Annotated in this window: 20 protein-coding genes, 2 tRNA genes and 1 pseudogene; 12 read left to right on the top strand and 11 right to left on the bottom strand. The window is 35.0% G+C overall.

Translation table 11 applies throughout. The features are described from left to right. The first annotated feature begins 71 nt into the window (after positions 1–71). Entirely contained in the window at positions 72–2,267 is a 2,196-nt protein-coding gene (locus FLAK523_RS07175) for an ATP-dependent DNA helicase RecQ (RefSeq protein ID WP_248907875.1), read from the top strand. A gap of 43 nt (positions 2,268–2,310) precedes the next feature. On the opposite strand, the gene FLAK523_RS07180 is transcribed toward FLAK523_RS07175, so the two are convergent. Continuing rightward, positions 2,311–2,553, bottom strand: coding sequence for a hypothetical protein (locus tag FLAK523_RS07180; RefSeq protein ID WP_248907876.1), 243 nt, complete (start codon positions 2,551–2,553; stop codon positions 2,311–2,313). 162 nt (positions 2,554–2,715) lie between these two features. Here FLAK523_RS07180 and FLAK523_RS07185 point away from each other — a divergent pair, with 162 nt between their 5' ends. Continuing rightward, positions 2,716–4,296: an NAD(P)/FAD-dependent oxidoreductase gene (locus tag FLAK523_RS07185; RefSeq protein ID WP_248907877.1), complete on the top strand. Its 1,581-nt coding sequence runs from the start codon at positions 2,716–2,718 to the stop codon at positions 4,294–4,296. 16 nt (positions 4,297–4,312) lie between these two features. Here the strand turns inward: FLAK523_RS07185 and FLAK523_RS07190 are convergent, their stop codons facing one another. The 3 genes from FLAK523_RS07190 to FLAK523_RS07200 form a co-directional block, all read right to left on the bottom strand. Continuing rightward, complete coding sequence (locus tag FLAK523_RS07190) at positions 4,313–5,749, bottom strand: amidohydrolase (RefSeq protein WP_248907878.1); 1,437 nt, start codon at positions 5,747–5,749, stop codon at positions 4,313–4,315. Between the two features lie 23 nt (positions 5,750–5,772). Continuing rightward, positions 5,773–7,089 carry an amidohydrolase gene (locus FLAK523_RS07195; protein WP_248907879.1) on the bottom strand — a complete coding sequence of 439 codons (1,317 nt, stop codon included), beginning with the start codon at positions 7,087–7,089 and terminating at the stop codon, positions 5,773–5,775. Between the two features lie 267 nt (positions 7,090–7,356). Continuing rightward, positions 7,357–7,818, bottom strand: coding sequence for a GNAT family N-acetyltransferase (locus FLAK523_RS07200; protein WP_248907881.1), 462 nt, complete (start codon positions 7,816–7,818; stop codon positions 7,357–7,359). Between the two features lie 165 nt (positions 7,819–7,983). On the opposite strand from FLAK523_RS07200, the gene idi reads away from it, so the two are divergent. The 7 genes from idi (at position 7,984) to FLAK523_RS07235 (ending at position 11,191) form a co-directional block, all read left to right on the top strand. Beyond that, positions 7,984–8,511 carry an isopentenyl-diphosphate Delta-isomerase gene (gene idi / locus FLAK523_RS07205; RefSeq protein WP_248908067.1) on the top strand — a complete coding sequence of 176 codons (528 nt, stop codon included), beginning with the start codon at positions 7,984–7,986 and terminating at the stop codon, positions 8,509–8,511. 66 nt (positions 8,512–8,577) lie between these two features. Then, positions 8,578–8,988, top strand: coding sequence for a 6-carboxytetrahydropterin synthase (locus tag FLAK523_RS07210; RefSeq protein ID WP_248907883.1), 411 nt, complete (start codon positions 8,578–8,580; stop codon positions 8,986–8,988). Further along, positions 8,988–9,452, top strand: a complete 465-nt coding sequence (locus FLAK523_RS07215) for a peroxiredoxin (protein ID WP_248907886.1) — start codon at positions 8,988–8,990, stop codon at positions 9,450–9,452. The genes FLAK523_RS07210 and FLAK523_RS07215 overlap by 1 nt, the downstream gene beginning before the upstream one ends. Before the next feature lie 50 nt (positions 9,453–9,502). Beyond that, entirely contained in the window at positions 9,503–10,471 is a 969-nt protein-coding gene (locus FLAK523_RS07220) for a type I phosphomannose isomerase catalytic subunit (protein ID WP_248908069.1), read from the top strand. A 68-nt stretch (positions 10,472–10,539) separates the two neighbouring features. Then, positions 10,540–10,806: a hypothetical protein gene (locus FLAK523_RS07225; RefSeq protein WP_248907888.1), complete on the top strand. Its 267-nt coding sequence runs from the start codon at positions 10,540–10,542 to the stop codon at positions 10,804–10,806. A 78-nt stretch (positions 10,807–10,884) separates the two neighbouring features. Then, positions 10,885–10,958: transfer RNA gene (locus tag FLAK523_RS07230), tRNA-Thr, on the top strand. 159 nt (positions 10,959–11,117) lie between these two features. After that, positions 11,118–11,191 (top strand) — tRNA-Thr (locus tag FLAK523_RS07235). Between the two features lie 298 nt (positions 11,192–11,489). Here FLAK523_RS07235 and FLAK523_RS07240 read toward each other — a convergent pair. From FLAK523_RS07240 to FLAK523_RS07265, 6 genes are all read right to left on the bottom strand, one after another. Then, positions 11,490–12,200, bottom strand: coding sequence for a DUF4369 domain-containing protein (locus FLAK523_RS07240; protein ID WP_248907890.1), 711 nt, complete (start codon positions 12,198–12,200; stop codon positions 11,490–11,492). Positions 12,201–12,311: 111 nt separating this feature from the next. Next, positions 12,312–14,174, bottom strand: coding sequence for a peptidase M61 (locus FLAK523_RS07245; RefSeq protein ID WP_248907892.1), 1,863 nt, complete (start codon positions 14,172–14,174; stop codon positions 12,312–12,314). A 110-nt stretch (positions 14,175–14,284) separates the two neighbouring features. Next, entirely contained in the window at positions 14,285–14,563 is a 279-nt protein-coding gene (locus FLAK523_RS07250; protein WP_248907894.1) for a DUF2805 domain-containing protein, read from the bottom strand. Positions 14,564–14,680: 117 nt separating this feature from the next. Then, positions 14,681–15,508: a sterol desaturase family protein gene (locus FLAK523_RS07255; protein WP_248907896.1), complete on the bottom strand. Its 828-nt coding sequence runs from the start codon at positions 15,506–15,508 to the stop codon at positions 14,681–14,683. A gap of 162 nt (positions 15,509–15,670) precedes the next feature. Beyond that, a complete protein-coding gene (locus FLAK523_RS07260; RefSeq protein ID WP_248907897.1) occupies positions 15,671–16,024 on the bottom strand; it encodes a DoxX family protein in 354 nt (117 codons plus the stop codon). Between the two features lie 55 nt (positions 16,025–16,079). After that, complete coding sequence (locus tag FLAK523_RS07265; RefSeq protein WP_248907898.1) at positions 16,080–16,997, bottom strand: DMT family transporter; 918 nt, start codon at positions 16,995–16,997, stop codon at positions 16,080–16,082. A gap of 240 nt (positions 16,998–17,237) precedes the next feature. On the opposite strand from FLAK523_RS07265, the gene FLAK523_RS07270 reads away from it, so the two are divergent. Further along, positions 17,238–19,343: a TonB-dependent receptor gene (locus FLAK523_RS07270; protein WP_248907899.1), complete on the top strand. Its 2,106-nt coding sequence runs from the start codon at positions 17,238–17,240 to the stop codon at positions 19,341–19,343. 137 nt (positions 19,344–19,480) lie between these two features. Further along, on the top strand, positions 19,481–20,440 hold the full coding sequence (locus FLAK523_RS07275) for an L-threonylcarbamoyladenylate synthase (protein WP_248907900.1): 960 nt from the start codon (positions 19,481–19,483) through the stop codon (positions 20,438–20,440). A 317-nt stretch (positions 20,441–20,757) separates the two neighbouring features. On the opposite strand, the gene FLAK523_RS07280 is transcribed toward FLAK523_RS07275, so the two are convergent. Continuing rightward, complete coding sequence (locus FLAK523_RS07280; protein ID WP_248907901.1) at positions 20,758–21,387, bottom strand: hypothetical protein; 630 nt, start codon at positions 21,385–21,387, stop codon at positions 20,758–20,760. Positions 21,388–22,169: 782 nt separating this feature from the next. Between FLAK523_RS07280 and ltrA the strand changes: the two are divergent. Then, positions 22,170–23,464, top strand: a pseudogene (ltrA, locus tag FLAK523_RS07285) (group II intron reverse transcriptase/maturase). Positions 23,465–23,559 lie beyond the last annotated feature (95 nt).

A 23,559-nucleotide genomic window follows, 5' to 3' on the forward strand; every position in this document is an offset into this window, starting at 1 on the left:
AATTTGTAAGTGTAAAAGAAATGAGTATCTTTATATGGTGCAAATTTATACAAAATACCATATAATAAAGAATGAATTCAAACGAAATTGATATCCACAAGGAATTAAAGAAATATTTTGGCTTCAGCCAATTTAAGGGATTACAGGAACAGGTTATTAAAAGTATACTCAGCCAGCAAAATACATTTGTAATTATGCCTACCGGCGGAGGAAAATCATTGTGTTATCAACTTCCCGCTTTGACTCAGGAAGGGACTGCAATTGTTGTTTCGCCATTGATTGCATTGATGAAAAATCAGGTGGATGCTATTCGTAGTCTATCTTCTGATTATGGCATTGCCCATGTTTTAAACTCTTCACTTACAAAAACCGAAATTGCCCAAGTAAAAATGGACATCACTTCTGGTATTACAAAATTATTATATGTAGCCCCGGAATCCCTGACTAAGGAGGAATATGTCAATTTTCTTAAGAATGTGCCCATTTCATTTGTTGCCATTGATGAAGCACATTGTATCTCAGAATGGGGACATGATTTCCGACCTGAATATCGAAATCTAAAACATATCATTAAACAATTGGGTGATGTGCCTATTATAGGTTTGACCGCTACGGCCACTCCAAAAGTTCAGGAAGATATCCTGAAAAACTTGGATATGACTGATGCGAAAACTTTTAAAGCGTCATTCAATAGGTCCAATTTATATTACGAGGTACGTACAAAAACTAAAAATATAGAATCGGATATCATTCGATTTATAAATCAACATAAAGGAAAATCAGGAATCATCTATTGCTTGAGCCGTAAAAAGGTAGAGGCAATTGCTGAGGTTTTACAAGTAAACGGAATAAGTGCGGTTCCTTATCATGCAGGATTGGATGCTAAAACACGTGCTAAACATCAAGATATGTTCTTGATGGAAGATGTAGATGTTGTTGTGGCTACTATCGCTTTTGGTATGGGAATCGATAAACCAGATGTGCGTTTTGTGATTCACCATGATATTCCAAAATCACTGGAAAGTTATTATCAAGAAACTGGTAGAGCTGGACGTGATGGAGGCGAGGGACATTGTCTTGCTTATTACTCCTATAAAGATGTAGAGAAATTAGAAAAATTTATGTCTGGTAAACCCGTTGCCGAACAGGAGATTGGTTTTGCCTTGTTACAGGAAGTAGTGGCGTATGCGGAGACTTCCATGTCCAGAAGGAAATTTCTATTGCATTATTTTGGGGAAGAATTCAACGGTGGTATCGAAGAAGGTTCGGATATGGATGACAACGTTAGGAATCCAAAAGCTAAAGTTGAAGCACAAGATCAGGTAGTGAAATTGCTCGAAGTGGTTAGGGACACTAAACACTTATACAAATCTAAAGAAATCGTTTTTACCTTAATAGGTCGTGTTAACGCTGTAATAAAAGCACATAGAACTGATTCTCAATCTTTTTTTGGATCTGGTTCTGCATTTGATGAAAAATATTGGATGGCCTTGCTTCGACAAGTTCTTGTTGCGGGTTATTTATCCAAAGATATAGAGACTTACGGTATAGTGAAAATTACCAAAAAGGGTTTGGGTTTTATAGAAAAACCAGAATCTTTTATGATGTCTGAAGATCATGAATACAATGAAACATCAGATGAAGCAATAGTAACCGCTTCAAAAAACTCAGGTACTGCAGATCCTGTATTAATGGGGATGCTGAAAGATTTACGAAAAAAGGTCGCAAAGAAATTAGGGGTTCCTCCATTTGTGGTTTTCCAAGATCCATCACTCGAAGATATGGCTTTGAAATATCCAATTTCATTATCAGAATTGGTGAATATCCACGGAATTGGGGAAGGAAAAGCTAAAAAATACGGAAGTGAATTTATAGCGTTAATCAATAGTTATGTTTCAGAAAATGATATTATCCGCCCTGATGATCTTGTAGTGAAGTCTACAGGAGTTAATTCGGCCAATAAATTATACATTATTCAAAATGTTGACAGAAAATTGTCTCTTGACGATATTGCTAAAGCAAAAGGGTTGTCAATGGAAAGTTTAATTAAGGAAATGGAGCAAATTGTATATTCTGGTACCAAGTTGAATATCAAATATTGGATTGACGATATGCTAGATGATGATCAACAAGAGGAAATTCACGATTATTTTATGGAATCCATATCCGATAAAATTGAAGATGCCTTAAAAGAGTTTGAAGGCGACTACGATATCAATGAATTACGCTTAATGCGAATTAAATTTATTAGCGAAGTAGCTAATTAGTTTGCAGTAATCAGTGTTCATTTATAATAAAACTGAACACTGATTACTGATCACTAAAGACCTCTCCTCGATGTGGTTTCAAAGCATCTCTAACTTGTATCATATTCTCATCAGTTACTACCATAAACGCAGTTGCGTGCATTTCATTATGAATATCAAAACCAGTGATATTCAGAGGTAGTTTTTCAATAACAATGAATTCCTTCAAATGAATTTCGTGGTGTTCCGCTATTTTTGCAGATACCGGCCCGCGAAAATCCCATATTAGTTTTATTTGTCTTGACATTTCTTCTATTGTTTAGCAAGGGCAAAGTTACAATGTTTGTCTGCATTTAAACGAATATCCAGTTCAACAAATTACCAATTCCACTTCAAATCACTACTTTTGTACCCTGAAAATGTTTTTATGGACGAATAAATATCCAGAAAAGCGAATAAACAAAATGTAATGCCACAAGAACTTTTATTACAAGTATCTCCCGAAATAGCTGCTAACGAGCAGTTACTTAGATTTCATATTGCTCAATTGATAAAGCTTTCAGCTACGGATATTCAACATATATCGATTTTGAAACGTTCAGTTGATGCGAGACAAAAAGCAATAAAATTCAATTTGAAAGTGGTGATTTATAAGATAGGGGAGACCCTGCTTGAAGATAATATTGAACTCCCGGAATATAAAAATGTTTCAAACTCTCAGGAAGTTATTGTTGTGGGAGCGGGTCCTGCCGGACTTTTTGCTGCTTTGCAATTAATAGAGTTAGGCTTAAAGCCAATTGTTGTTGAACGTGGTAAAGACGTTCGCGGTCGCCGTCGTGATCTAAAAGCGATCAATGTTGATCATATTGTTGATGAGGATTCTAATTATTGTTTTGGAGAAGGTGGAGCAGGAACGTATTCAGATGGAAAATTATATACGCGTTCAAAAAAGCGAGGTGACGTAACCCGAATTTTGGAATTGTTAGTTGCTTTTGGTGCTACTCATGATATTTTAGTTGATGCTCATCCGCATATAGGAACCAATAAATTACCCCAAATTATTCAAGATATACGGGAGAAAATCATAGAGTGTGGAGGACAGGTTTTATTTGAAACCCGCTTAACGGATATTTTAATAAAAAATAAAGAAGTACAAGGGATTGTAACTCAAAAAGGGGAAACGATTCTTGCGAATAATATAATTCTTGCCACTGGCCATTCGGCACGTGATATTTTTGAGTTATTGGACAGGAAAAAAGTTTTTATTGAAGCTAAACCTTTTGCTTTAGGAGTAAGAGCGGAACATCCACAATCGTTAATTGATAAAATTCAGTACAGCTGTGATTACCGTGGTGAATTTTTGCCGCCTGCACCTTATTCGATAGTAAAACAAGTAGGAGGAAGAGGAATGTATTCCTTTTGTATGTGTCCCGGTGGTGTCATTGCTCCTTGTGCTACAAGTCCAGGTGAAGTAGTCACTAATGGTTGGTCACCATCTAAAAGAGATCAAGCCACTGCTAATTCAGGAATAGTAATCGAATTGAAGTTGGAAGATTTTAAGCCTTTTGCCAAGTTTGGTGCATTAGCTGGAATGGAGTTCCAAAAAAGTATCGAACAAAAAGCGTGGAGTTTGGCTGGTAAGACTCAAAAAGTCCCTGCCCAGCGTATGATTGACTTTACACAAAGCAAAGTCTCCGCTGATATTCCGAAAACATCCTATGTTCCCGGAACCACTTCGGTTGAAATGGGAGCTGTTTTTCCTAGTTTTTTAACTCAAATTCTAAGAGAAGGTTTTACTGAATTCGGGAAATCAATGAAAGGATATTTAACCAATGAAGCCATTCTACATGCGCCTGAATCGAGAACCTCATCACCTGTTCGTATTCCAAGGGATGCTATTTCTTTAGAGCATGTTGAAATAAAAGGATTGTATCCTTGTGGTGAGGGAGCAGGTTATGCTGGAGGAATTATTTCTGCAGCTATAGATGGTGAAAAATGCGCATTGAAAATAGGAGAAAGTTTAAATAAAAACCCTCGAATTATTACTTAATTCGAGGGTTTGTGTATTAGTCCGCTGGTATTGGTGGCGGGCCATCCGGAAGCATCGCTTTCCATACTTCTTTACCTTTTCGTTTTAAAAATTCTTCTTTGATTTGAGTGCGTAATTTTTCGTTTTCAAATAAATCAACCATTGTTGTTCCTAAAGATTTTGAAGCAAATAACATTCCTTTGTGTCCAATACTCATTCCACCACTGGCTACTACAACCCATGAATGCCAAGGCGATTCATAAGGAGCAGTTGTGGCTAATAAAGTGATTTGTGGAACAATGTAACTGACATCCCCCACATCAGTAGAACCGTTATTTGGATCTGCAATAGTTGTTTCAAGGGGTTTGATTTTCCCATTGATCCCTTTAGTCTCCATTCCGTATTCCTTCATGATTTTGTCGGCAAAATCAATTTCTTCTTTAGAATAAGATATTGGACCAACAAAATTCATATTGTCCTGCATTACTTTAGCTCCCGTTTCGTTTATAAGTAATTCGTATAAACCGCTTTGTAGTTTTACTTCGTAATCTACACCAGCCATTAAAGCTGCGCCTTTTGCAATATCTTTCATTCTTTCGGCAACTTCAGCAACTCCGTTTCTTTTAGAATCACGAATCCAGAGCCACACACTAGCTTCTTCAGGAATTACATTAGGAACCTTACCAGCATTACTATATACATAATGCATACGTACGCTTGGTTTAACATGTTCTCTCATGAAATTAATTCCAATATTAAATAATTCAGCTGCATCAAGTGCGCTTCTTCCGTTCCATGGATCAGCTGCCGCATGAGCACTTTTTCCTTTAAAGCTGATTAAAAAATCACTCACTGCTTGAGAACTTTGCATATTTGCTTTGTTTTCAAAATCAGGATGCCAATCTAAACACACATCAAGATCATCAAACAAACCAGCTCTTCCCATATAAACTTTCCCTGCTAGATCTTCTTCAGCGGGTGTGCCGTAAAAACGGATAGTCCCTTTCAGTTTTCCTGCTGCAATTTGCTCTTTTATTGCTACGGCTGCTCCTAAACTCCCAGCCCCAAACATATTGTGACCACAGCCATGTCCGGCACCCTCTTTTACTAATGCTTCTTTAGAGGGAATTGCTTTTTGAGAAAGTCCCGGTAAGGCATCGTATTCTCCTAGAATACCAATTATAGGTTTTCCACTTCCATATTCAGCAATAAATGCTGTTGGAATATCTGCTACACCTCTTGTTACTTTGAACCCCTGTGACTCAGCATAATCAGCCAGAACTTTGGCTGATTTTGTTTCCTTCATTGCGGTTTCAGCAAATTCCCATACTTGATTGCTAAGCTTTATAAGCTCTTGCTCGTGTTTGTCTACAGATGCTATTATGGCTTTCTTTTTTATTATCGAACGGCTATCTTGTGCTTTTGAATGTGAAACAAAGAAAAGTAAGGCAAGGGTTAAGAACTTTATTTTCATTGGAATTATTTGTTTTTTTATTATTATTTTGAAACTTTTTTTGCATTCATTTCCATATAATCTAAAGTAAGATTTGTCATTGCTTTTACTCCTAGGTTAAATCCGCTTTCGTCTATGTAAAAATCAGGTGTATGGTGTGAAGCAGTTTCAGTTGCTATTTTTCCTTTAGGCATCCCTCCTAAGAATATAAAAAGGCCGGGAACTTTATCTTGAAAATAAGAGAAGTCTTCAGCTCCAGTCATTGCATTTGCAAGGATTATATTGTTTTTTCCTGCTGTTGCTTCTAATGAAGGTAACATCATACTAGTTAAATCTGGATCGTTGTAAGTGATTAGTGTTTGCTCAGTGATGTTTATTTCTGCGGTAGCGCCAGCACTTTCTGCGATGTTGCTCACAATTTGATTTATTTTCTCGTGAATCATTATCTTTACTTTAGGATCTAATGTTCTAATGGTACCTGCCATTTCAAGATCTTCAGGTATAATGTTGCTTCTTACTCCAGCAGTTACTTTCCCTACACTTACTACAGCCGCTGATTCAGTGATGTCTACATTTCTACTGACAATAGTTTGCAATCCCATAATTATTTGTGAAGCAGTAACTATTGGATCCACACTTTGCCAAGGACTTGCTCCATGGGCTTGTTTCCCTTTTATTTTTATTTTGAACCAGTCTGAAGATGCCATAGCTCCTTTAGGACGGTAATTGATTTTTCCTACTTCAGTTTGGGCGCTAATATGCAAACCAAAAATAACATCTACCTTAGGGTTTTGTAGCACACCTTCTTTAACCATTAATGCCGCACCACCTTCTTCTCCTTCTGGCGGTCCTTCTTCAGCGGGTTGGAAAATAAATTTCACAGTCCCTTTTATGTCGTTTTTTACAGATGCCAATACTTCAGCAGTTCCCATTAATATGGCCATATGAGAATCATGACCGCAGGCATGCATTACACCTACAGCTTGTCCGTTATATTCTCCCATTACTTTTGATGCAAAAGGAATGCTGACCCTTTCTACAACCGGCAATGCATCCATATCAGCTCTAAGGGCTACAACTGGCCCTGGTTTCCCTCCTTTTAAGATACCTATAACCCCAGTTTTAGCAACTCCGGTTTGGACTTCTATTCCTAAAGAACGCAAGTGAGCTGCTATTTTATCAGCAGTTTTGAATTCTCTATTGCTTAATTCCGGATGTTCGTGAAAATCGCGGCGAATAGAGATTACCTTAGATTCTATTGCGTCAGCTTTTTTATTTGTTTTTGTTATTAGATCTGAATTTTGGGCTGCTGCAAAAAGGCTTATTGATGCAAGAGCCGTGGTAAGTATTGTTTTTTTCATAGTCAATTATATGTGGTTTTTTTATGTCAAAAAACAGGTTGTTTCTGTAATAGGATTGTTTTTTAAGCGAATGCAATATAGCAATCTTTTGCTTCGGATTATTTGAAAAAGAAAAAGGAAATGAGGATTTGAATGTTCAAGCAAAAAGTTGCATTTGTAACTTGAATCCAGCGGTTTTTAAAATGTTTTTGAATTGTTGTTTTTTTATAGCGACACAATTGTGATTGTGTTGAAATGTATTGAAAATAAGCTTCTTATGGGTTTTTTTTATAAACCCATTCTCATATTAATTAGGTGTTTTTTGAATCCGACTTTTTCATATGCCTTTATCGCTGAGGGATTGTCATTATATACGTCCAAACGTAGTTCGGTTACATTATGTGAAACACACCAATTTTTTAAGGTTTCAATGATTTTAGCATTGACTCCTTTTCCCCTATGATGAGAAGCGGTAAACATAAAGCCTAGATAGGCATAAGTTTCGTGTATTAAATATGGTTTTGCACTTTCTATTCTCGCGTAACCGGAGCCTATTATTTCCGAATTGATTACAGCAACTAAAACTTCGATATGTGATGCCTCAATCATTTGTTGAATATCGTAGTAATGGATTGTGCCTTCTTTTAATGTTGGATCAAAAGGGCGTTCAGCGTTTATGATTCCTTGTTCAAATTCAAGGAGAACTGATAAGTCTTCTAATTTTGCTTTTCGAATGTGTATTTCGTCCATTATGTTGAATTATTAGTGTCCCAAAAGTACAAAACATAGTTTTAAAAAAAGGCAGCGTGTTTTTTATTGATTTTTGCGGATATTAAATTGGATATTTTGAAACAGAAGGAGAAAGCTGTTACCACTATTTTTCTTTTTTGTATTTTTGTAAGTCTAAAAATGAATATGACAGAAGAAAACGTAATATTAGTTAATCATAATGATGAGCAAATTGGGCTTATGCCAAAGCTGGAAGCACACGAAAAAGCCGTTTTACATCGTGCCTTTTCGGTATTTGTTATTAACAGTAATAATGAAATAATGTTGCAGCAGCGAGCGCATCAAAAGTATCATTCCCCATTGTTATGGACTAATACATGTTGTAGTCATCAACGGGAAGGGGAGTCTAACATTCAAGCGGGAACTAGAAGATTGTTTGAAGAAATGGGCTTTACTACTGAGTTAAAGGAGTTGTTTCATTTTATATACAAAGCACCTTTCGATAACGGTTTGACAGAGCACGAACTCGACCATGTAATGATAGGGTATTATAATGGAGAACCGGAAATTAATAAAGAGGAGGTTGAAAGTTGGAAATGGATGGGTATTGATGACGTGAAAATGGATATGCTACAACATCCAGAAATTTACACCGTTTGGTTCAAAATAATTTTTGATGAATTTTATCATTTTTTAGAAGATCACAAAATATAAGAAAATAGTTTGTAGGTTTCTTTGTTTCGAAATCTATAAGATGAAATCTAAAATCGTAATAGCACAATGAAAGTAACTATAAGTAGAAAAGCCCATTTTAACGCAGCTCACCGTTTGTATCGAAAAGACTGGACTTTTGAGCAAAACGATGCGGTTTTTGGTAAGTGTAATAACCCTAATTTCCATGGACACAATTATGATCTAACAGTTAGTGTCACTGGTAAAATTGACCAAGAGACGGGTTATGTAATGGATGTGAAATTTTTGGCTGATATTATCAGGGAGGAAGTGGAGTGTCAATTTGATCATAAAAACCTCAATTTGGATGTTCCTGAATTTGAAAATCTTAATCCTACTGCCGAGAATATTGTAGTGGTTATCTGGAATAAAATTAGAAAAAGAATAAAATCAGAATTTGATTTAGAAGTGGTTCTTTATGAAACACCTAGGAATTTTGTAACCTATAGAGGAGAGTAATGGCATTGCAAATAGGAGATAAAATCCTCAATTTTAAAGCAAAGGATTCCTATGGGAATGATTTTGATAGTCATGATGTTGTTGGGATTAAGCCATTAGTGATTTATTTTTATCCAAAAGACAATACGCCAGGTTGTACTGCTCAAGCTTGTAGTTTCAGGGGTCAATATGAGGATTTCACTGATCAGGGTGCTGAGGTTATCGGTATTAGTAGTGATAGTGTAGCTTCACATCAAAAATTTTCCAACCAATATAAACTGCCTTTTATTTTACTTTCGGATTTTGATAAAAAGATCCGAACACTCTTTGGGGTTCCTCCATCTTATTTTGGATTGATTCCTGGAAGAGTTACCTATGTAGTGGATAAAGGCGGTATAATACAGATGGTTTTCGATAGTAAAAAAGCAACAAAGCACATTGAAGCTGCTTTAGAGGTCGTTAAAAATTTGAAAACTAATAAATAATAACAACTTGATTTGCTTTTAAAATCAAGTGTATTTTTTTAAACATATTCATAAATATGAAAATTTATCCTTTACAATTTGAACCCATTCTAAAAGAAAGAATTTGGGGTGGTGAAAAATTAAAAGCCGTATTAAATAAACCAATTTCTTCATCAATTACTGGTGAGTCATGGGAGCTTTCAGCAGTAGAGGGCGATATAAGTGTTGTGGCAAATGGAGATTTAATAGGTAAATCATTGTTATGGCTTATTGATTCAGCACCAAATGAATTGTTAGGATCTAAGGTGTATGAAAGATTTGGCAAACAATTCCCATTGCTTTTTAAATATTTGGACGCTCGTGAGGATTTATCTATACAGGTGCATCCTAATGATGAATTAGCTAAGCAGCGTCATAATTCATTTGGAAAAACAGAGATGTGGTACGTTATGCAAGCTGACCCTGAGGCAAGTATAATTGTAGGTTTTAAAGAGCCTTCAAATGCTAAGGAATACGTTGAAAACTTGAATAATAATTCTTTATTGTCAATATTAGAAGAGATTAAAGTGGAAGCTGGCGATGTGTTTTTTTTAGAAACCGGAACGGTACATGCTATAGGATCGGGTAATCTTATAGCAGAAATTCAACAAACTTCGGATGTGACGTATCGATTATATGATTTTGATAGAGTAGACGCTCAAGGTAATTCAAGGGAGCTACATGTTGATTTAGCACTAGAAGCTATAAACTACTCTAAAATAGAGTCTAATAAAAAATATGAAAGGAATCTCAATGAATCTAATGTCATTGTTGATTGTCCTTATTTTACCACTAATTTTATTCCTTTAGACGGGGAAGTGGTTGTTTCTAAATCAGGAGATACATTTACAGTGTATATGTGTGTTGAAGGCGAATTTGAAATTACTTTTGAAAAAGCAATATATAAATATTTGAAAGGGGATACGGTATTGATTCCGGCTGCAATGAATGCTTATATTCTTAATGGAAATGCTTCAATTTTAGAAATATATATTTCATAGTCGGTAATAGAAAGATAATGTGTACTTTTGCACACGCAAATTAAAGTTTTAAAATAAAAAAATAGAAAATGGCAAACATTAAAAATTTAAAGAAAGACATCAACTACGTATTAGGAGATATTATTGAAGCAGTTTACTTATTTGAAATTTCTACTACAGGAAAGCCAACTGAGGAAACTAACGGTTTAATTGACGAAGCTATTGCTGCTTTTGACGTTTTGATCACAAAAGTGAACGCTAAGAATGTTGAAAACAAAAAAGCTCACTTCAAACAAATCAATGTTGAATTGGAACAAACTGCTAATCAATTGATTGCTAAAATCAACGAATTGTAGTTAAAAAAAACTATAAAAAATTGCAGTTTTGTTTTGGATTATTCGAATTCAGCTGTATATTTGCACTCGAAATGAGTCGCCAGCGTAGCTCAGTTGGCTAGAGCAGCTGATTTGTAATCAGCAGGTCGTGGGTTCGAGTCCCTCCGCCGGCTCTTCGTAAAACCATCTAACTTTTGTTAGATGGTTTTTTTATTTACCATCATTTTTCATATAGTATTGGTTTTTAAACACTTTGAAAAATAATGAAATTTAATTGTTTTTATTGTTTGAAAATATAAAATACAGCTGTATATTTGCACTCGAAATGAGTCGCCAGCGTAGCTCAGTTGGCTAGAGCAGCTGATTTGTAATCAGCAGGTCGTGGGTTCGAGTCCCTCCGCCGGCTCTTTGTAAAACCATCTAACTTTTGTTAGGTGGTTTTTTTTTGGATCCTATAAAAATGAATTTAATCGTTATTTTAGTGAGGAAGTTAATACCTTTTGGAGGTGTATCAATCAGTCTTTAATTTCAGTTGGCCTGTTTAAAAATAAACGCTGTTTTTCAAGTGGTTTTAACGAGATCTAAAGAAGTATTCTTTAATATGAAGGTATTGCTTCGTTTTATAGTTTTAATCAAAAAAAGCCGTCTCGTGTATATTACGAGACGGCTTTTAGATTTTATGGTAAAAAAGGATTTTAGTCCTTTTATTTTTGAGTTTTGATTTTAGCTACATACTCAGTTAATTTCTTCCCGTATAGCGATTTTGCAACCTTAGGAGTCATCGATTTTTGTATGGTGTCTAAATATTTAATGTTGATATCGTAAATATCAGACAAAGTAATATAAGGTGCTACTTCGTAGTCTTTATGATTTATTGCGAAATTAGTTGCGAATAAATATTTTCTTTTTGTGTTTGCATCTTGTTTAGCACTTATGCTATCAGTTGTTTTAGCATTATTGTTTTTTATAGAATTAAACTTAAGTTCTATTAAGTCAAGTTCTTCATCTCTAAATCGAGTGTTTATTTTTTTGTATTCTTCATAAAGTTCATGATTTTTTGACCCTGTAATTTTAGCATTCGACAAGAACTTGTCTAAGCTTGTGTCAACGGTAATGTTACCAGGTTCAGCAAAAAAAGATAAATTATTGTCTAATGAATTGCTTACGCCTCTGTCCAAGAATAAATAAAGCATTTCAGGTGATTTTAATTCGATATCACTTTCAAAAGCTGAATCCCCATCGATATTGATAGTGTCTAATGCTACAAGTTTAGAGTCAACAACTCTTTGGATATATAAAGTTCCCTTCTTTAATCCTTTTATATTTCCTTTAATATGTAAGTTAGCTTTTGAGTCACCCTTGTTACAAGAAATTAAAAGTATAAGTGTAACGAATGCAATAATAGTTTTTTTCATTGGTTTAATTTTTGGTGCAAAATAAAGAAAAATGTTGGTAAGTTACGGGTATGCTTCTGCTAATTTTTAAAAAAAATATCCCAACCTATTTCTAAGCTGGGATTAGCTTTATTATGATTTAAGCCAAGACTCTTTTAATGCTCTTTTGGAAAGATCAGTTGCTTTTAGACCTTCTTTTTCTTCATAAGTAAGTTTTACTTTTCCTTTAATAGTTTGTACAACCCCATTTCGTTTAATTTTTAAACTAATAACATCGTTTTCTTTCCAGTTTTGACTTTCGCTTATCATATCATAGATATTATCCAGTGTATAAGCTTTATCATTTATGGCCATTATTATATCATCTCCTTTTAACTTAAGAGAAGTGTAAAAAGTATTTAATTCAATATTAGGAATCACAATTATTTCCTTGGTCTCTTGGTTCACATCTATATAAGGGGTGTTTCCCTTAAGGAATACATTTTCCGCTACTTTTTCAGTGGTTTTAGTCACTCCAACTTTTGCAAAATAAGTGTCATAAGGAATTGGTGTGCTTCCAGAAACATAAGTAGTTAAAAATTCTCCCACTTCCGGATAGGTTAAAGATGTGATCTTAGCAAAAAGTTCGTTGTCATTAAAAGCTTTTGAAACGCCATATTCACTAGATAGTTTTTGCATTAAATCCAGTATTCCTCTTTCACCATTACTTTTTTCCCTGATTATAATATCCAAGCACATTCCAATTAATGACCCTTTTTGATATACATTTATATATTGGTCTTTATAAGGTTGTTCTAGTACATTAGCACTCATAGTTGTAAAAGGCATCGTGTCATTCATCGCATTTGCCTGTTCTATCTGTCCTGAAAGGCGAGTGTAAAATTCTTCTTCGGTAATAAGTCCCTGATTAATTTGGAAAAGATTAGCAAAGTATTCCGTCACTCCTTCGTACATCCATAAATGGGCTGACATTTTTGGGTCGTTGTAGTCGAAATCGTGAATTTCTTTAGAGTGAATGGTCAATGGAGTTACAATGTGAAAAAATTCGTGTGAAACCACATCCATCATTGATTTCACTAATTCATCTTTTGGCATCATTTCAGGTAATACAACTGTTGTTACGGTAGGATGTTCTAATGCACCAAATCCCTTAGCGTCATCCTCTTTCATAGTTGATAAGTACAACAAAATACTGTATTTTTTAGTTGTATTTATTTTTCCTAAAAAATTCTTTTGTGCTATCATCATAGTTTTCATCTCAGGAGTAATGCTTTCGGCGGTGAATTTTCCTGTAGGAGAATAAACAGCGATTAAGATCTCCATTCCGTCCACTGTAAAAGTGGTATAGTCGGGTTTAGAATACATAATAGGGTTTTCTACCAGTTCAGCGTAACGAGAACTGATAAAACTATCGTTTGTGTCGCTAGCGTCAAGGTCAACCATAGAAGTTGCTCCCCACAGCTCGGCTGGATGTGAAATAGTAATATGATACGGAATTGACATTTGATTGGTAAAATAACCCACAAAACAATGTGTGTTAAGCATTATGTTTTTTCCAGAATCAATATTTGAGCCTGCGGGAGAAAAGATTTCATCCTCTCCAAAATTCTTACCCGTTTCGGTATCAAAAGAGTCGTTAACCAAATAAGTGATTTTGTCTAGCATTTTTGCGTTTGAAATAGACCAAGAATTCACATCATTCTTTTTTACATTCAATACGTTACCTTTTGAATCATACGCTTTTAAATCCTCAATGTATCTACCATAATTATCTTCCGAATATGTTCCAGGAACCGTCTTTGGAATGTAATACGTAATTTCATCAGTCAAAATTGAAGGCGCGGTTACAGTAACCATTACCTTGTCATTGTTTATTTCATTCAGATTGATTGCAACCTGGATTTGCTCTTTTTTAAGGGTAGGGGTTGTGGTACCAACGGTTTTACAACTCCAAAGAACAGATGCAAATGCAAATGCATAAAATATTTTTTTCATTTATTGTGTAATTTTACTTTTTTATTAGTCTTTCAAATTAGATTAATGTTACAGTCCATATTGGTTTTAAACCATAAAAAAAACACTCTGAATCAGAGTGTTTTAATGGATTAATCCAATTTATTTTTTATGTAATATTTACCGTCCAAATCTTCGTCAAAATCATCAATTTTAACAGGTTTTGGTTTTGGTTTATTTGCAGTAGCTTTCTTTTTCCACATTTCAAATTTTTCTGCCGGCATCTTCTTTTTCATGATTTCAAGAACCTCTTTCTCGGATAAACCAAATTCTTTTTTAATGATTTCAAAAGGATTTTTTTCCTCTAAGGCCAATGTAACAAGTTTCTCTGTTTGTTCCCAGTTCAATTCTTTGCGGTTACTCTTTTTCATCAGGTGAAAATTAATTCAAATAGTTTTTAATGATTAAAATAATTGATTCTAAAATATATACCAATATTAATGAAAAAATATAAACTACTCAACATAAATTGATATTTTTTCTGATTATCAGTAGTTTTCGTTCGATTGTTGTTTTTGAAACGGTATTTTCAATAGATTTTTCAATTGATTGTGTTCTTCAGTCTTCATATGTGTATCTACTCCATAAACGATATCTTCTTTGGGTAAAGTCATAAATGTGCCAAAAAGGCGATCCCAAACCGAGAAAATATTACCATAATTACTATCAGTATACGGTAATTTATAATGATGATGTACTTTATGCATGTCCGGAGACACAATAAAATAACTCAAGACAGTATCCCATTTTTTAGGCAATGAAATGTTAGCGTGATTAAATTGGGTCGCAATTAATGAAAGTGTTTGATATAAGAAAACCATCCACATAGGACTTCCTACAATTAAAACGCCCATTGTTGTAAAAGCAAAACGAATAACGCTTTCACCAGGATGATGTCTATTCGCCGTGGTGGTGTCTATCCAAGTATCTGTGTGATGAATTAGATGAAATCTCCATAAAAACTTGGTTCTGTGTTCGATATAATGAACAAGATAAGCTCCAATTAAATCCAATAACAATAAACCGGTTAAAGCATAAAGCCACATAGGCATCGGTGGAAGCCATTGTAGTATTCCAAAATTATTTACAATAGTCCAATTGGCCGATTTTATTAGGATGAATGCCAATAAAAAATTAATGATAACTGTGGTTAAGGTTAGGAATACATTAATTCCTGCATGATGCCATTTTTTATAATTGAAATTAAAAAGTGGGTAAGCATTTTCAATTAGCCAAAAGATAGTGATACCACATATTAGAATTAAACTCCTATGAGAAGACGGTATTGTAGAAAAATAAGTAATAATTTCATTCATTTTGTTCTGGTTTGATCCAAAAATAGTCTTTTTTGCTCTAACTATTTATTTGATAAAAAGATTTATAATCCCAACTTTATTTTTATCTGCGTAGGGAATTTTGATTAAATTCGATTCAAAAACAAATTGGCAAACAAGAAATAAAAAGTTATAACTATCTGTCTAGGTGTAAATATAGGCCCAATAGATTAAAACTAACTGAAAAGGCATACGTAAAAGCAAAACGTATTTTGGCAATCCCATCCCCGCTTTTTGGTTTTGGTACATGTATATATGTGAAGGGAAAACAGAAATTAACAATGCTATAATTCCCCAAGCCGCAAAAGGGGAGAACATAGGAATCATAAGTGTAATTCCCAGTATTACTTCAGCTAGTCCACTTATTGTGTTTAATAATTTAGGATTAGGAAAATAAGGAGGAATTATTTTTAGGTAAATTCTAGGGTTTCGGAAATGATTAAATCCTGCTACCATATAAATCAAAGCCATTAAGTAAAGGTGCCAAGGTAAACTCATAATGAATTAAATTAAGTGACTAATATATGTATAATAATGGTTAGTAATCCAACAATTAATTAGAAACGGCCGATTGTTTATTTCGATTTTTAAAATTCACATTCATAATTACAATAGCCATTATAATCAAAAAGATTCCGAACCACTGTGTCGCATTTACGCTTTCATTTAAAAGGACAAAAGCCATCATTACAGATACAGGCAATTCAAGCGCCGAAACAATACTTCCCAAGCCAATTCCTGTAAGGGGAAAACCGGCGTTCATAAGCATAGGCGGGATGATAGTCCCAAAAAGGGCTAAAACGATTCCCCATTTCAGGAAAATGTCAAAATTAAAAGGGGTAACCTGAGTCGCTATAGAAAAGGAGAAAACAATAACTGCACCACCTAAAAGCATGTATAAACTGCGTTGAGCAGAAGATATCCCAGTTGCAACACTATTAGCGGTAAACATCGTGGTTGTGAAAGAGGCTGCGGCCAGCATTCCCCACATGATTCCGTGCCAGTCCAGTTGTACGTCATTATTAATTAAATTAGTGGCTAAAATAGTTCCCACTAACACAATACCTACGGATATAATTTTTTGGGTCGAAGGGATTCTTTTCTCTAGTATCATTTCGAGTAAAACGCCCATCCACACCGTTTGCATTAAAAGGACGATTCCTATTGAAACAGGAATGTATTTTACGGCTAAATAATAAAAAACACTGGTCATTCCTAGGGAAGTTCCAGCAAGCATAAGATGGAAAATGTTTCTTTTTGAGGCTTTTATGACTTCGTTTCCTTTTTTTGTTTTTTGAAATAAATTGATGATAAGTATTCCAATGATTCCTATAATAAATTGTGACGTTGTAACTTCTGCCGTGGTGTAATTTTCATCGTATGCCATTTTCACGAAAGTGGCAAGCATACCATAGCTTGTAGCTCCTAATCCTACTAAAAACACTCCCTTTAACACTCTATTTCCAAACATTTTTTCAATTTTAAAAAGCGGGCAAAGATAGGCTTTAGTTGGGAATTACAATCAATGACTATTTTCTTTTTAAAATAAACCTTCTAAGGATTGGTTTTTTATCCCAATTCTAGTGAAATTAAGATTGATCTTCTCCTAAAGAATGTTGGGTTCCTATTGAGACTGATGTTTAATTTATTTTTATTAGAGTGTAACAATAAGCTTACAACGAGTACTAATTGTGAATCTGAAATAAAAGACATGAAAAAGATTTTACTGATTACCTTGGTCCTATTAGGAGGGGTTTTTACCATTTCGGCTCAAGAAAAGCCAAAAACGACAACGGAATTAAATGAAGTTGCCATTATTACAACCAAAAAAGCAATCGAGCAAAAAGCGGATAGAACCATATTTGATTTTGCCGGACAAGCGAGTTTGAATACAGGTTCCGTATTAGAGGGAATAAAAAAATTACCGGGATTAATTGCTTCAGACATTGCTGGGATGATGTATCAGGGAAAACAATTGGATGTGTTTATGGATGGTAGACCGTTGAATATTTCTTCTAATGAATTGAATGCTTTTCTGGAAGGAATGCCGGCAAACGCAATCGAAAAAATCGAAATTATTACACAGCCAGGAGCTGAGTTTCCTGCGACTTCAGGTGGAGCCATATTAAATATTATTACCAATAAAAACGCTAAAAATTATCTAAGTGCCACTTATACTAACAGTACTAGTTTTACCAGTTATAAAGATGTAAGATGGAGAGTTAACAATAGTATTTTATTAAGTGCCAAAAACAAATACTTTGGATGGCAGTTGAATTTTGGCCAAAATTATAGAGAAAGTGCTGTTTGGACCCGTTTAGAAAAAATGGAAAACAATACTAATTCATTGCTTTCAGCAACTGATGCCGATAGAGTAGGGAGAAACAATTTTGTAAAATCGGCGGTGACTTTTGATATTGGTAAAGATAGATTGTTGTTGAATTATGATGTTAATTATAATAATAATGACAGTCACACAAGAGGTAACGGAGTTGGGTTTAGCACTAATGATGCTTCTCATACTGATGGTTTAAGACAGGATGTTGTGGCTACCTACCAGAAAAAGTTCAAAGACAATGCACGAAAACTAGAGTTTAAATTCAATTTAAATTCTAACACAAGTGATTTTGAATTAAATCCTGTTGGGAATCCGGTATCTGATTTAGATAATTCATCGGATCAGAATTTGTACAATATAAAATTTGATTATTCGCAACCCATTAAATTTTCTGATGAAGGAAAGATAAGTGTTGGTAGTTTGTACGAGGAGCTTTTATTCGAAACAGAAAGCAAGGGCGTAAAAAATCTAGATTATAAACGCCGTACGGCAGCGAGTTATTTAGAATTACAGTCACGATTCAATAAGATGAATTTCATATTAGGAGGAAGAGCTGAGGATTATAATATAACTGGAAATACGGATACTGCAGAGTTGAATTCTTTCAAGCAATTTCGTTTTTTTCCTAACGCAAGCGCGCAGTATAATTTTAATAAATCGATGTATTTTAATGTAAATTACAATAAGAAAATAACCCTTCCTAGTACGTCAGCATTAAACCCGAATAACACGAATTACCAAAACCCGAATGTCAATTATTCAGGGAATCCCAACTTACAACCTACTATTTTTGATAATTACGAAGTGAAATTAAGCGCTTATGATTATGCTTTTATAGGTTATAATATGAGTTCGGCGAAAAATCAAGTGATCAATAGAGTTACTTTGGATAATGACAGGGTCATCAACAGTAATGAAAATGTACCCGAAATAAAAATTCATAATTTCAATGTGGGAATGCCAATACCTTATATGCTATTAACAAAAGGGCTGAAAGAAACTATGAAAATGGATGTCAATCCAGACACAATGAATTTCTTGTATGTATATGCAGGGTATCAATTTCATCAAATACCTAATGTGGATACCAATGGTTTTTGGATGTTTAACTTGATGTCGCAAATCGTTTTGCCTAAAAAAGTGAAATTCGTGGCCAATTATAATTATACAATCCCTAAGGGTAATTATTTTTATTTCATAGCAACAAAACCTTTTAGACATTCTTTTGACGTTACTTTTTCAAAGAAAATGTTGAAAGAGCAATTAACGCTTTCAGTTTATGCTGATGATGTTTTTAATTCGAATAGAAACGAATTCAACTCATTCGGTACACCATTGTTGATTAGTAATAAAAACGACACCAGAAAATTTGGATTTAGTGTGAATTATAAATTACCAACAAAAAATAAACTGGCTAAAGAAAATCCTAATTTATTGAACAAGGATAAAAAGGAAGAAAACAGTATATTGAATCAATAGCTTTCTAATTTTGGCTTGCATTTTCATTAAGAATTCAGTGTAATTTTTTTCAATGCATTGTATAGTTGCTAAATGATTATTTTTATAAGTAAATTTGCGTGCTTTAATAAAGCGATTAATATTATAATTATTTATAAATGATAAAAGTTAGTGCAGATGTTAGTTGTGCGGCCGACTTGTTGAAACAAGACGAGATTGTAGCTATACCTACAGAAACAGTTTATGGATTAGCCGGGAATGTTTTTAGTGAAAAAGCGATTAAAAGCATTTTCGAAATAAAGAAACGTCCCTTTTTTAATCCCTTGATTGTGCATATAAAATCAATAGATTATTTAGATGAAATTACAGTTGATGTGCCTGAAAATGCACGTAAACTTGCCAGTAAATTTTGGCCAGGACCATTGACAATGGTGTTGAAAAAGAAAGATGTGATTCCGGATTTAGTTACTGCAGGAAAAGATACTGTAGGGGTAAGAATGCCGGATCATCCTGTTGCCTTGGCTTTATTAAAATCTTTGGATTTTCCATTAGCAGCTCCAAGCGCGAACCCTTTTGGTTGCATAAGCCCAACCAAAGCGCAACACGTTGCTGATTATTTTAAAGAAGACTTAAAAATGGTTCTTGACGGCGGTGTTTGTCAAAGAGGAATTGAATCTACCATTGTTGGTTTTCAAGACGGAAAAACGATTATTTATAGATATGGTTCTATTTCAGTAGAAGATATTGAAGCAGTAGTGGGGGAAGTTTTTTTTATCACCAAGAACGATACCGCGCCAGATGCACCTGGAATGTTATCAAAACACTATGCTCCTAAAACGAGTACGTATCTAACAGATAATGTTAAGGAGCTAATTGCATCCTTTCCAGATAAAAAAATTGGTGTATTGTTATTGAAAGACGATACCGAAATTGACAAAACGACTGCAAGAATCCTGCTTTCAGAAAAAGGAGATCTAGTGGAAGCAGCCAAAAATTTATACGAGTCATTGCATCTATTAGACAAAATGGAGTTAGATGTCATAATAGCCCAAAAAATGCCTGACGTTGGATTAGGGAAGTCTATAAATGATAGATTAGAACGAGCCACAAAAAAATAATATAAAAAGCAAACCCTGAAAGAATCACTTTCAGGGTTTGCTTTTTATTGTAGAATGTGTCGTGAAAAATAACAATTTATTATTTCTAAAGAACACTTCGAGCCGAACGGGTCATTGCGAGGAACGAAGCAATCTCATTCAGTATTTCCGTTCCAATACTCCACCCTTTTTTTATTTTCTTTGTCGATTTGTTTTAGTGCGATAGCTTTCGCCCCGGCGAACAGGTCGTTTCTCGCTATGACTTTTATTGAGGTAAAGTAATGTTTGCTCAGCGTGTTTTGTGAATTAGTTAGACTTCACAATATACAAACTGTACTTTATTTAATACCAAATGGTTTCATTGGCAATTCTTTCAGCCAATCCTCTCCATATTTACTATTTAAATAATCAGAAATCATTTGGTTGTTTTCCCTCGCTCTTTTAAATGATAAAGGATCGATTACACAATTCTCTTTGATTAGCCCAATTCCATATTTTTCTTTGAATTGCGCAAACTCTTTTGGTATTGAATTATCAATTCCGTGAATTATGAAGTTTAGGGCGCCTTTTGAAATTCGCTTTTCAATATCTTGATCGGTTAGATTTGTATCAAAATTTATCGGGAAAGAACGCGTTACTTTATTAAAAGGCAAATCCTTTTTTTCTACTAATCGAATTGTTATAGTATTATTTTTGGCAGTAATTCTTGCAGGATAAAAAGTATAAGCAATAAAGTCTTTTGTAGAAAATTCAAATTGGTATTTCCCTTTCTCAGGCAATGTTACTTTGAAACTTTGTGTATTCTTAATTTCGATTCTTTCGTTAGTTTCAGTTACATAGAACTCGCCAGAATTTAGTGTTTTACCTGTTAAGTTTTCAAAAACCACTTCTGCAACTATCTCTTTTTCGGTTGCATTAGAAACTGTGAATGTTAATGCTAAAATGAGAGTCAATACTAAATTTTTCATCGTTACTGTTTTTTAATTTTTAAAATGTCTTATTGTTAAATGTAGTCCTTGAAATAGTAAATTGCTGGTTTTTGTTTGTGAAATGACTTTCGGTGGAGCTTGAAAGTATTAACGGTTTTGGGCTTGGCGAAGGTGGCGATTTTCACCACAAATGGTGATACGGAGAACCAAACTTTGATTAACCACAAAACTGACTGCGGAGCACTGAACCGCCATTTTTGCCAAACCCGTGTGTGTGCCCTGCATGAGCAGGACCCACACTGTAAGCTCGAATAAAAATTCGAAAATACAAATTTACGAATTCTAAAACAAATCTTACAGTGTGTTATTTTTCCAGAGGGTGTAAGTCCCTTATGGGCGGATTGAAACCCCGAACCATTAGTACGTCGCAAGCTGGTTTATCGTGAGATATGCAGTGAAGGAAGCGAAACGGCAAAATCCGGTACTGACGAACAGAAACGGCATAAGAGGCTGTTATACGAGGATAAGCAAGCACAGCATTGCAACGTCCAAAGATTATCAAAATCGTATCTCAGTAGATGTCGCAGGGATTGGACGAAGGAAAAAGCTCTTACCAGGGGAGGTCTTTGCAACCACGAGTTGGTAAAGTAAAGAAGTCAGCAGAAGTCATAGTACTTGGGGCAACGAGTTGCGAATAGATACCGCACAAGTCTCACAAACAAGGAAGGACTGAACGCAAGTGGTTCTTAATTTCTAAAGGAATGACGCAAGTTATAGCCCTAGAAAAGCGGAACAGGAAGAATTTAATGTAAAACTTAAGAATGATTGCACAAGTAACACATCCTTACAATCTCCAAAAGGCGCTACGTCAAGTAGTAGTCAACAAAGGTAGTGCTGGCGTTGATGGTTTAAAAACCACTCAGCTGACGGATTATTTCCGTGAACATAAATCTGCATTACTGGAAGATATTAAGAATGACCGTTATCTACCGCAACCCATCCTTGGGGTGGAGATTCCCAAAGGAGGCGGAAAGTTCCGACTCTTGGGAATCCCAACAGTAGTCGACAGACTACTTCAACAAGCCGTATCACAAGCGATGATGCCAAGATTCGAAAAGGATTTTAGTGTGAATAGTTTCGGATTTCGACCCAATAAAAATGCCCGCCAAGCGGTAGGCAAAGCCTTGGGAAACATTCACGAAGGCTACAATTATATTGTAGATATTGACCTAAAGAACTTCTTTGACGAAGTCGATCATTGCTTGTTGCTGAACCTAATTTACCAAAAGGTAAAATGCCCAACGACTTTACGGTTAATCCGCAAATGGTTGCGAGTGCCTATACTCATCAAAGGAAAACTAGTCAAACGTAGAAAAGGAGTTCCGCAAGGAGTCCAATTAGTCCGCTTTTGTCAAATATCCTACTCCACGAATTGGACAAGGAATTGACAAGAAAAGGAGTGAAGTTTGTTCGTTATGCCGATGATTTTAGCATTTACACCAAATCGAAAACCCAAGCCAAAACGGTTGGTAATGCTATCTTTCTGTTTTTGAGAGACAAGCTAAAACTGACTATTAATCAAGAAAAGAGTGGGATTAGAAAACCGATTCAGTTCACGATATTGGGCTTTTCGTTTGCATCGACCTATCAAAAAGGCGTAAAAGGCAGGTATCAATTAACGGTAGGAAAGAAAGCTTGGGCAAAACTCAAGCAAAGTTTAAAGGAAGCGACCCGCAAAACTGCACCTAGAAGTTTCGAGGAACGTATCCGAAAAATCAATGAAATTCAACGAGGATGGTTAAACTATTTTCGGGGAACGAGTATTCAAGGAAAGCTACGAGATATTGATGGTTGGTTGCGCAATCGTCTGCGCTATTGCATTTGGACGGATTGGAAGAAACCCGAACGCAAAAGGAAAAACCTGATGCGACTAGGAGTTGATAAAGACCACGCCTATGCTTGGAGCAGGACAAGAAAAGGAGGCTGGCGTATTGCTCAAAGTCCGATTCTAACTTCTACAATTACCCTACTACGGCTTAAGAAGAAAGGCTATCGGTCTATGTTGGAAACACACATTGAACTCAACCCATCACTTTGCGAACCGCCGTATACGTGACCCGTACGTACGGTGGTGTGAGAGGCGCACTCCGTTAGTTTCTAGCGGAGCCGTCTACTCGATTAGCGGTTGTTGCATTCTCTACAGTCATTTAT

Origin of the sequence: Flavobacterium sp. K5-23 (assembly GCF_023278045.1) — a bacterium.
Classification (GTDB): domain Bacteria; phylum Bacteroidota; class Bacteroidia; order Flavobacteriales; family Flavobacteriaceae; genus Flavobacterium.